This is a genomic window from Chromobacterium haemolyticum DSM 19808 (genome assembly GCF_000711885.1).
In the GTDB taxonomy this organism is placed as follows: domain Bacteria; phylum Pseudomonadota; class Gammaproteobacteria; order Burkholderiales; family Chromobacteriaceae; genus Chromobacterium; species Chromobacterium haemolyticum.
In genome coordinates, this window is sequence record NZ_JONK01000053.1 from 1 (window position 1) to 9,624 (window position 9,624).

The 9,624-nt window shown below is 53.3% G+C and carries 4 protein-coding genes and 8 pseudogenes; 8 read left to right on the forward strand and 4 right to left on the reverse strand.

Annotation, left to right across the window (positions count from 1 at the left end):
* Positions 1-391 precede the first annotated feature (391 nt).
* Positions 392-1,137 (reverse strand): annotated as a pseudogene (locus tag BR71_RS19465) (IS110 family RNA-guided transposase).
* Between the two features lie 157 nt (positions 1,138-1,294).
* Here BR71_RS19465 and BR71_RS23865 point away from each other — a divergent pair.
* From BR71_RS23865 to BR71_RS23870, 4 genes and pseudogenes are all read left to right on the forward strand, one after another.
* Entirely contained in the window at positions 1,295-2,014 is a 720-nt protein-coding gene (locus BR71_RS23865; RefSeq protein ID WP_156039060.1) for a substrate-binding periplasmic protein, read from the forward strand.
* 104 nt (positions 2,015-2,118) lie between these two features.
* Positions 2,119-3,155, forward strand: a pseudogene (locus tag BR71_RS19470) (IS5 family transposase).
* 234 nt (positions 3,156-3,389) lie between these two features.
* Positions 3,390-3,720, forward strand: a pseudogene (locus BR71_RS23145) (helix-turn-helix domain-containing protein); the annotation flags it as partial.
* 116 nt (positions 3,721-3,836) lie between these two features.
* Positions 3,837-3,944: pseudogene (locus BR71_RS23870) on the forward strand (transposase); the annotation flags it as partial.
* On the opposite strand, the pseudogene BR71_RS23875 reads toward BR71_RS23870, so the two are convergent.
* Positions 3,940-4,697: pseudogene (locus tag BR71_RS23875) on the reverse strand (IS5 family transposase). The pseudogenes BR71_RS23870 and BR71_RS23875 overlap by 5 nt on opposite strands.
* On the opposite strand from BR71_RS23875, the pseudogene BR71_RS24365 reads away from it, so the two are divergent.
* Positions 4,659-4,868: pseudogene (locus BR71_RS24365) on the forward strand (IS5/IS1182 family transposase); the annotation flags it as partial. The pseudogenes BR71_RS23875 and BR71_RS24365 sit on opposite strands and share 39 nt — an antisense overlap.
* 170 nt (positions 4,869-5,038) lie before the next feature.
* Positions 5,039-6,865 carry a DUF1302 domain-containing protein gene (locus BR71_RS19495; RefSeq protein ID WP_052370883.1) on the forward strand — a complete coding sequence of 609 codons (1,827 nt, stop codon included), beginning with the start codon at positions 5,039-5,041 and terminating at the stop codon, positions 6,863-6,865.
* A gap of 10 nt (positions 6,866-6,875) precedes the next feature.
* Here the strand turns inward: BR71_RS19495 and BR71_RS24880 are convergent.
* Positions 6,876-7,409, reverse strand: a pseudogene (locus BR71_RS24880) (transposase); the annotation flags it as partial.
* 414 nt (positions 7,410-7,823) lie between these two features.
* On the opposite strand from BR71_RS24880, the gene BR71_RS23880 reads away from it, so the two are divergent.
* On the forward strand, positions 7,824-9,140 hold the full coding sequence (locus BR71_RS23880) for an aerolysin family beta-barrel pore-forming toxin (RefSeq protein WP_081862754.1): 1,317 nt from the start codon (positions 7,824-7,826) through the stop codon (positions 9,138-9,140).
* A gap of 174 nt (positions 9,141-9,314) precedes the next feature.
* Positions 9,315-9,464, forward strand: coding sequence for a hypothetical protein (locus BR71_RS24375; protein WP_156039062.1), 150 nt, complete (start codon positions 9,315-9,317; stop codon positions 9,462-9,464).
* A 34-nt stretch (positions 9,465-9,498) separates the two neighbouring features.
* Here the strand turns inward: BR71_RS24375 and BR71_RS24380 are convergent.
* Positions 9,499-9,624 (reverse strand): annotated as a pseudogene (locus BR71_RS24380) (IS481 family transposase); the annotation flags it as partial.

Consider the following 9,624-nt stretch of genomic DNA (forward strand, 5'->3'; position numbering starts at 1 on the left):
AGAGCTGCAAGTGCGTGCAGCCATCTTGAACCGCTTCAGCATGCTTGCCCGTCCTTGTACCGTGGCTGTGGTGTAAATCCGTTCGGGGAAAGGGGATGCTCACTCTTGGGCGGGGTTATGCATATATGGACGCCCCGGCTTGCCAAGCTTTCCGTTAATGACGGTGAGCAGGAACGATTGCAGCCATATATTCGGGCTGTATTGAGACACGATGTCTCGGCCCCTGATGGATTCCGCTGGCTGAGTCCTGGACAACAGCGCGCACTCGCAGTGCCTTGCAGAACGCAGGTTTACTCCGCCACGGTCTGACCTGTCTCGCCATCACGTCGTGGTTGCCTGGGCAATCGGTAGGAAAGCCTTTCTTGTTGCTGACGGGGTTCAGCTCAAGCGCTCACGCGGCCAACGGGGTGGGTACCCCATATTGCCGATCATGGGCCAGCAGCGCCCACACGACTCGGGCATTCTTGTTGGCCAGCGCCACTGCGGAGATATTGCGGTTGCGTCGGCCCCGCAGGCGCTTCAACCAGCTCGCCGCTTGATCGCAGCGGTGTTCGACATGACTGATGACGGCCCGGGCCCCATGGATCAGCAAGGTGCGCAGGTAGGCGCCCCCCGTTTGCTGATCCCGAGCAAGACCGGCTTGCCGCCGCTGGAATGCTGCCGCGGCACCAGCCCCAACCAGGCGACCAGCTGGCGCCCATTGTTGAACGCACGCGCATCGCCAATGCTGGCGACCAAGGCGGTAGCGGTAATCGGACCAATGCCTGGGATCGCCGCTAGCCGCTGCAAGGGTTCACTCTGGTGATGCCACAGTTGGATCTGTTTCTCCAGTTCGGCGACCTGCTGATCCAACGCCAAAAAATGCCATTGGCAAATTGCTTCACAAACTGGGGCGCCATCCGCTTGACGACGTACCCCTGTGCCACCAGCTTGCGGGCCCAGAAGTGCGGGCTGACACACGCCCCCATCCCGACCAGACAGGGCGGCAGGTTGGCAAAGAACGCCGCCAATGACGCACAAGCCACGCTGCTTGCGTAGCACCACCTGGCCCTGCGCATCCACGCCGTGGACCTGGAACACGTTCTTGGCCAGATCCAGCCCGATCGTTCTAATGTTGACGGTGACGCTCCCTTCGATCAGTGAGTTGGTTGCAAATTTACTGTGGCACCGCGATGCCGCTTCCGGAAGGGGGGGCGTCCATTTCATTAACAGCACTGCAAAAAAGCCTTTCAATAGCAAAACAATGGAGCTATCTATTCTATAGGTGTTAGTTCACAGGGATACGGCACTCAACATGCAATCGTTATTTTATTCCATTCCATTTTTAGTCGGAATTTCCACTTCAGCATTGCCAGCTGATTTGGTAATTTTTAACGCGCCTATGCCAGGAATTGTAGAGTTATCTGCGACGGGGGAAATTCTTCCTGGTCCCGGGATAGATTTTTTAAATCAACTAAAAAAACAGACGAAATTTTCTATCGACTTAATTATCTACCCTCAACCACGTGCACGTATGATGGTTGACAAAATATCCAATTCCTGCATAGCTCTTTCAGAGTCCAAAGACATGAAAAATCAATACAAATGGACTCAGCCATTTTTAAAAGTTCGAACGGTATTACTCGCCAAGTTTGATGACGGCCGTCAATGGCTTAACCTGGATCAGGTAAAAAAATTTCGAGTTGGTAGCGTAAGAGGTTCAGCTGTTTCGGATGCATTAAAAAAAATGAACATTCCGATAGTGGAGACCGCTAACTTTGAGGTTGGTTTGCGTATGCTACAATTAGATCGACTTGATTTAATGGGAATGCAAGATATTTTTGAATTGCCGCTTGTAAATAAATTGGGTACTGCCAAACCCAGAACCGTTTTCGTACTAGGAATAAAAGAAATTGCCTATGCATGCAATCCGGCATTGGGTGATGACGTATTAAACAAGTTAAACGCAGCTATTTCCTCTTTAACCAAGAATGGAACTATAAAGCAAATCTTTCCATCTGCGGATGGGTTGTGAGCGATATTATAGACTTACCGACTTAAGGGCACCTCGAAAAACCTAGACGAGCCTACCTGCTGTTAAAATTACGCTGCCCTGAACCTTGCCGAGCTTTGAGCCCGATGAAACAGCGCAACGCCATCAAGAACGACCAGTTCGCCGCTGATCATCACCGCCAGAAGATCGACCGGCTGGCGATCCGCTCTCCGAGATCGAGCAGCACATCGACTTTGCTGCTTTAGCTGCTGAGATCGACCGGGTGGCACCGAGACCGGTCAGCCCGCAGGGCGGTCGGCCGCCGTTTCCGACTGAAACGATGGTGCGGATTCTGGTGCTCAAGCGGCTTTACAACCTGTCTGACGAGCAGATGGAGTATCAACTGCTCGACCGTATGAGTTACCAACGTTTCTGCGGTCTGAGCCACGCCGTTAATATCCCCGACCGCACCACGATTTGGACCTTCGAGAACCGGATCGGCGAGACCGGTGCTCATGTGCTGTTCGACGGTGTGTCAACCCAGTTGCTCAAGCAGGGCTATATCGCACGCGGCGGTCAGATCATTGACGCGACGCTGGTGCCGGCACCGAAGCAGCACAACAGTCGCGGCGAGAAAGAACTGCTCGATCAGGGCGCGACGCCGGCCGATTGGAAACCGGCCAAGAGGCGCCAGAAGGATCAGGATGCCAGCTGGACCAAGAAGCACAGCAAATCCTACTTTGGCTACAAGCTGTCGGTGAACATCGACAATAAATACAAACTGATCCGCCAGTTCGCGACCGACACCGCCAGCACGCACGACAGCCAGCATTTCGACAAGGTCTTCAATACCGACAACACAAGCCGGGACATTGACGCCGACCGCGGCTACCCATCTGAAGCGCGTGAAGCTCAGCTTGCGCAGGACGGATTCCGGAACCAGATTCAGCACCGGGGGTACACCAATAAGCCGCTGTCCGACTGCCAGCAGTGACGTAACCAGCGCATTGCCAAGGTGCGTGCTCGTGTCGAGCATGTGTTCGCCGTGATCGAGCAGATGGGCGGCAAGTTAGTCCGCACGATTGGCCAAGCGCGTGCAAACTTTGCGCTGACGATGATGGCGACCTGCTACAACCTGAAGCGATTGGTATTTCTCCGCAAGGCGGGAATCCAAGCCTTCTGATGCTCGAACTCGCCTGGATCGCCGGGTTTGAGCGGAGAACCGAGCAAAAAATCGCGTGACGCGCCCCAAAAAACGGCAGTTCATCTCGGAAGTTGCACCGAATGCGGTCGCGGTAATTATGTTGTGGCCGGGTTCACTGAAAATATCAGGTTATTCGAGGTGCCCGTGGGGTTACCCGTTTTGATAGAGGTGCGAATCTTCATCAAGACAGCGCGCAAGCGCAGGAGTAAACCCATGGCTAGTCTCAACCAGAACATCATCAAGCACAAGATCGGCCTATTGAATCTGGCCAGCCGAGCTGGGCAATGTGTCCAAGGCCTGCAAGATGATGGGCATGTCCCGCGACACCTTTTACCGCTACCAAAATGCGGTCGCAGAAGGTGGCGTCGAGGCGTTATTCGATGCCAACCGGCGCAAGCCCAACCACAAGAACCGCATAGACGAGACCATAGAAGCCGTCGTCGTCGCCTATGCGACCGAGCAGCCCGCGCATGGTCAGGTTCGCGTCAGCAACGAACTGCGCCAGCACGGCGTGTTTGTCTCACCCTCTGGTGTCCGCTCGATTTAGCTGCGGCACGATCTAGCGTCATTCAAGCAACGGCTGCTGGCCTTGTGACCCGCTCCCTCTAAACAGGGCCATCCGAAACTTAGTAAAGTTCGTCTTGTACGAGGATAACGGGCTTGAAGAAACTGTTCACGGAAGAACAAATTATTGGGTTTCTGAAGCAGGCCGAAGCCGGCGTGGCGGTGAAGGTGTTGTGCCGGCAGCATGGCTTTAGAACCGCTAACAAAATTTCTCGATAAACCGTAAGCAAACCAGGGAGCAAGCCAGCTTGAGAAGTGCGTAATGCGTATCCAGCCGCCGCTCGAAGCGAATACGCAACTTGCCGAACCCTGCCAGCCACGCATATGTTCGCTCAACCACCTAGCGATGTCACCCAAGCTTCTCGCTGCTTTCCACGCCTCGATGGGCGATACGGACCTGAATGCCTCGTCGGAGAAGATAGTCGCGACAACGGCGGTAGTCGTAGCCCTTGTCGGCGTGTGGCCGGTCCGGCCGTTTTCGTAGCTGTCCTGGTAAACCGGGGATGGTCGGCATGGAATCCATCAGTATCTCAAACACCATCGAATCATGCCGATTGGCACCGGTAATACACAGCGCCAAGGGCAGGCCACGGCGATCTACGATGATGTGCCGTGTGCTACCGAGCTTACCCAGATCGGTGGGGTTAGGGCCAGTTTCCTGGCCCCCCGGGGGCGGGCGACACTCGCCCCGTCGATGCTGGCACGGCTCCATTCAATCTGGTCGCAGTGTCAAAGCTGCGTGAGGAAGGCCAAATGGAGTTGATCCCAGAGACCTTGTTGTTGCCAATCACGCAGCCGTCGCCAGCAGGTCATGCCCCTGCCGAAGCCCAATTCTTGGGGTAGGTCCTCCCACAGTATACCCGTGGTGAGGACAAATAGGATGCCGTTCAGAGCGGCCCGATCATCCAAGCGGGGGCGACCTCTGCCACGGTGACGAGGTGGCTGGGGGCGCCACAGGTGCTACGGTAATGTAAATCCAGATTGATTGGGGTTCAGAGCCTGTTGGTGGATAGTGGCTATGTTGGCAAACCCTTTGCTCAAGGCGCGAGAGAAATTCTGGGGGCGGACGTAACGGTGCAGATTCTCAAACGGAGCGAGCTGAATACCTTCAAGGTGATGCCCAAACGCTGAGTTGTTGAGTGCAGCTTCGCTTGGTTGGAAAAGAGCAGAAGGCTAGATGGGGCACTGGCCCATCAATCCTGAGCAGGGGGAGGCTTTCCCTTTCCCCAAACGGATTTATCCTGCAGCCACCGTGCATGGACTATCTTGATGTTAGCACCCAAACGAGGAGGATTAGAATGCGGGTAAGGCAAGCGAGGTGGTGGAAACGCTGGCTAGTTACGCTGTTTTGCCTGTGCAACAGCACGCTGGCTGGCGAGATCGTGTTCGGCGACCGCCCCAGCAGCCTCGGCGACGGCTCGGAGCACCTTCTGGCAGAGGGTTGGACAGCAAGGTGGCAGGGCGCGTTTGCCATCGGCAACGTCTGGCGCACTGACAATCCGTCCCCCGTCCGCATTGGTGGTGCGGGCATGTACACTCGCAATGATGGCGATCTCAATTACGGCAAGGGCGACACCGTATCGCGTAGTGTTGACGGCTATCTGCAGCTGCGCCTCATTAACGGTAACCATGGCGCGCAACTAAGCATCAAAGGATGGTACGACCAAGCGTTGGCGGGCGAATCAGTGCCGCATGGCAATGTAGCCAACAGCTATGACCCGGGCCGGCTCAGCGATGCCGGGTTCACCCCGCTGAGTCGCTTCGGCAACTTGGTGGCGAGCGATGCTTATGTCTACGGCAACATCGAATTGGCACAACGGCCACTGCAATGGCGGCTGGGGCAGCAAGTTATCCCCTGGGTTACGCCTACCACGTACTCCGGCGGATTGCAGCAAATCAACGCTTGGGATTTCGCGACCCAGTTTCGCGCCGCCTCGCCCAGCGAGTCCTTCAATGTGCCTGCCCCGGCGCTATATGGCAATTGGCAGGCGAGTAGCTGGCTCAGAGTGGATGGTTTTTACCAGTTTGCCTTCCGCTCAAACGGCTACCCCGGCTGTGGCGCCTTCTACTCGACCAACGACTTTATCCAGCCCGGTTGCGACAAGATCACGCTAAATGGCGGCCTGCTGACCTTGCTTGATAAAAAACCAGTGCTGACCACGGATGCACAGTCGATTGCCAATCGCTTGGATTACATCCCGCGTACCAATGACTTGAGGCCGAGCGCAGGCGAGTACGGTGTGGGCTGGCACATCCAGTTACCTAGACAAGCTACGCTGGGCCTGTTTTATGCAAACTTCACAAGCCGCAGTCCAATAGTACAAGTGTTGAAGACCGGTCCGGGAGCGGCGTTGACTGCACTGGAAGCTGGCGGCGAGCTCGTGCCGTATGCAGTGGCTGGAAACTATCGAGACGCCTTCCTGCCCAACCGCCGGCTATGGGCAGTAAACCTGACGCAGGAAGACGAGAGCGGTCGCAGACTCTATCTGGAATACAGCTTGCAATCCAATCGAGGGCTGGCTTGGAACGGAGCTGATTTTTTGAACGGCACGCTAGCGGGAGTCGGCCCCTTGGCATACTTGAATCATTTGCCGGCAGGGGCTGTTCTGCGCGGTTACGACGAATTCCGTGTGTCACAATGGCTGGCCAGCGTGCGACAACCCTTACCACTATTGCTCGGTCATCAAGCCATGCTGGATTTACAGCTTGCGCTGCGCCAGGTCAGTGGCCTGCCTGATCCGTCGGTAATGCGTTATGGGCGCCCGGGCTTCGGTATGGCGCCGAGCGATGTTTACCCGTCCTGTTCGGGCTCGGTTGCCAGCTGCGCGCTGGACGGCTTTGTCACCCCCATCGCCTGGGGCTGGCGACTTAAGTACCAGAACCGCTTTGGGCTGTCTGCTGGCGGCTGGGAATGGCGGCCCTACCTATCTTTCGCCCAGGACGTCTCGGGCTATTCCGACGACGGGCAATTTTCCGCCGGCCGTCACACGACAGCTATGGGAGTGGGACTGGCCTGGAGTAAAAACAGTCTGCTGGACCTGCGCTATGTTCGTACCGGTGGCGGTGACTACAATCTACTACAGGACCGCAGCGTGTTCGTGCTCAGCGCCCAAACCCGCTTTTAAGTTACAGGAAATTTCCAACCAGCACACTCAGCGAACTTCCTTTCCATGGCCTAGCATTCTTGCGAGTCAGAATGCACGCAATTGCAGCTTGTGCTGTAGTCGCCTCTCACTCAACCTATCAGTTGCTCTGCGGGGATTTGCGCCAAGAAAGAAGGTACCATTTACATATCGACCTGACGGTTGTCTGTCACCCCGATGGAGCGGATTTCCAGGGATTCCGCATTGATGGCCAGATGGACCTTGCACCATTGCCTGCGATATTCCGCACCATATTTCTTGGTTTTCCATTCTTCTTCACCCAGCATCTTGATGCCAGTGCGATCGACCAGCAGATGCAACGCGCCTAAGCTTTTCTGGTGAGGAGTTTGGACCTGCAGTGTCTGCTGCCTCCTGGTAAGGTCCTGTAGTGGAGGGCGCTCCAGCCCAGGCCTCCCATTGAATGAAACCGATGGTCTGCGCGAAACGCCAGTACAAATAGGTTCTTGATGGTCAGACCGAATTGAATAGAGGGATCATTATAAGTCTGCGTCCGCCCGCGCATGCCCTACGTACTCGAATATCATAATGCACTCGTTTCTGCCTACCTCCTTCTTGTCTGCGAAACTTTGAAAAGCTTCAAGTGCCATTAAGTACAGGGTGTGAGCTGTACTGATTTTCTATATGATTCGCTTGCAAGTCAAAGCATAAACCGTCTTAAAGATTTTGTGGTGATTCGACATCTGCAAGTCACTCCCAATTTCTAGCACTTTGAGCTAATCTTGCGACTTTCCCTACAGGCTCGGAGCCCCCTCCGAGCCTTTTTTTTACAGTGCAAGGGCAAAAGAAATCACCACACAAACACAGTCATCAAAATCATCAGGACAACCTTAAGTGCGCCCAAATAGGTGGCGCAATTAATTCGCTATAGATTTTGCCGAATTTGATCAATGGCGCCAATCAGAATTTAGGATATGTCCACATGAAGACAGTCTACACCACATCAATAAGAGCCGTATTTAACCTTTGTGTTTCGACAATGCTTGGAGCGGAATTATTAAAATCCCCTCACGCTAATGCAACACCAGTATTTAATGATGTTTTTTTTGCTGAACAACATTCAGATAACGAATCAATCATTCGAAAAATCATTCACTCTGAGGCCTTTTACCGCCCTTGGGCGATGCTAGCTCACTATTTGGGTTACGGGTGGTGTGGGGGGAATAGCAATGGAAACATGAGTGTCGGGAAAGAGTTTGACTACCGTCGGATTCGTTCTCGCCTGGATGATATTTCCATATCAGACAATCAGTATCGATACATGTTGAGCGCTCGATTTGATCCCGAAGGGCCTTCAGGGTATTGGTCGGACAAACGTTTTCGCATGGCATTTACTAATCTCCAATGGTTGACTGAGCCCAAAGATTTGCTAATGGGTACGCCTCAACTGTTTGATCGTAAGCCAATAAAAGTAGTAACAGTGCTACTCGAAAACGACAGCGATCAAATTGATACTGCGGTTGCCAATCTTAAATATGATGCCTCTGTTAGTTGGTCAAAGGCAGATAAAATAAGTGTGAGTGGTAAAGTGACTGTTGCCCAAAAATTTAAAGCTGGCTTGCCTTTGCTGGGTGAAACAGAAACTTCGATTGGAGTGGAAATGGCTGCAGGGGCAGACTGGACAACAACCAATGGTTACAGCGCCACAACATCGCAAACTGCTGAGTATCGAGCCACTTTGCCACCACGAAGCAAACGACAAATAACATTAACATTGTTTGAACAAAATGCAAGCATACCATATGAATCAAATATGTACTTGAAATATGACGCTGAGCTGTTTGGATTTTTGCGTTTCACTGGCAATGCTTTGGAGAACCACCCAACACACCGCCCCTTTGTACTGACAAAATTTGGAGGAAAGGATGGTCTCAGTGCTCCACAAGATTTGCTTTCACAATATAAAAATCCAGAAACATCCTCTTGGGATTGGCGCTGGGTTACAAACACCTATACCCGGAATCGTTTGGAACATCAGATTAATGCGATCTCTAAGAGAAAATTTCGACAGCAATTTTCTGGTGTCTTTACCACCAGCAACTCTACGGGGTATCAAATTACAGCCAGTCAAATCGAGCCTTTGGGGAAAAAAAAAGAAATCACCGCAAAGCTTCTCCCTAGTCAAGGCATTCACTACACCCTATTGAGTGACCTGATGGTTCCTAATGGAAAAGCTTCGAATTTGCGTTTTTCAATTCACCGAGAAGCGCGTCCAGCCTCTTCGACATCGCCATTTTAATCGTGCAGTCAGAGTGCCTCGACAATTTCTCGAGCCATCGGCAAATGGGCGTCGGCAACTATTTGATGGACTAGTCGAAAATGGTGTTTTTCAACTTGGGAAATTGTCTATTCTGAAACTGGCGAAGCAGACGTCAACATTGCGTGCGTCTCCGCCACAGTCAGGAGCGAAATCATGACAACACCCGTGGTAAGGCTGATGCAGCGCTTGAGCTACCCCAGCCGCTTTGCGCTGATCGGCACGGTCTTTGCCGTCGCCTTACTGTACATGGTGTACGGTCTGTATCGAACCAATCAGGACTGTAGAAGTTCAGACCTGATCTGACAGTCTCCCGTTTTGACGGCGCCTGGCTGTCAGATCAATTCAAGTTGTCTACCTTCTCCCTCCATTCCCGTTTGCCATCAATAAAGGTTTGTACGGGTGTGCGACCGCAGCACATCTTGCCTTGGTGTGTGCGTTCCTGATTGTAGTAGACCAACCAAGT